This window comes from Caballeronia sp. BR00000012568055 (genome assembly GCF_029439455.1).
Classification (GTDB): Bacteria; Pseudomonadota; Gammaproteobacteria; order Burkholderiales; family Burkholderiaceae; genus Caballeronia.
The window spans coordinates 1-677 of sequence record NZ_JAQFVG010000200.1 but is presented as its reverse complement, the minus strand read 5'-3'; the positions used below and the strand labels follow the sequence as shown (position 1 = coordinate 677).

Below are 677 nucleotides of genomic sequence, written 5' to 3'. Positions count from 1 at the left end.
GAGAATGGTGCCGTTCTCCATGCCCTCGACAGCCAGACGCAGCATGTCCTGAAAATCGATCTTGCCGTTGCGAGCTAACGCGTCCTGATATGCCTGGTACAGCGCACCATCATCGGTATCGGGATCGCACCGGCCGAAGTTGGTCTTGATCTTCTCGATCGTTGGAATGACGTCTTCAGCCTTGCCCTCGCGTCCCAGTTCCTGCATCACGCGAATCAGCATTCCCAGACGATCGCCATCGGACGCAATATCGAGGGGCCGCGCGCCGGGCCGCTGCAGTTGCTTAAACGCAAGCGAGTGGAAGGTGCCCGCGATCAGGCGTTTTTTTACCCCTGCACCGGCGGCCTTCAGAATGCGCTCGCGCAGTTCGACGGCCGCATCCTTGGAGAACGTCACTGCGCCGACGGAAGCGCCACTGTCCTGCAGCAACAGAGCTGCTTTTGTGGCGATCGTCTTCGTCTTGCCCGCACCGGGGCAAGCGATCGCCACGCAATGCTGACGCAACTGGGCGACTTCCCGTTGCTGGGGGTTGAGTTCGTCCAGCATATGGCCTCCCTTAGCGACCGCGTACCGTGGTCATCAGCTTCAGGTGTGTGAGGTAACCCCGAATACCCAGCGGATTGAAGCGTCGCAGGAAATTGACCGCCTCATCATCGACGTCGGATTGATCGCGTATG

Annotated in this window: 1 protein-coding gene and 1 pseudogene; both read right to left on the bottom strand. The window is 59.7% G+C overall.

Features of this window, described 5'->3' with window-relative positions:
- Nucleotides 1-546, bottom strand: a 546-nt coding sequence (locus P7F28_RS10100; protein WP_277184357.1) for a UvrD-helicase domain-containing protein, incomplete at its 3' end; no start/stop codon positions are given.
- Between the two features lie 10 nt (nt 547-556).
- Nucleotides 557-677: pseudogene (locus tag P7F28_RS10095) on the bottom strand (ATPase); the annotation flags it as partial.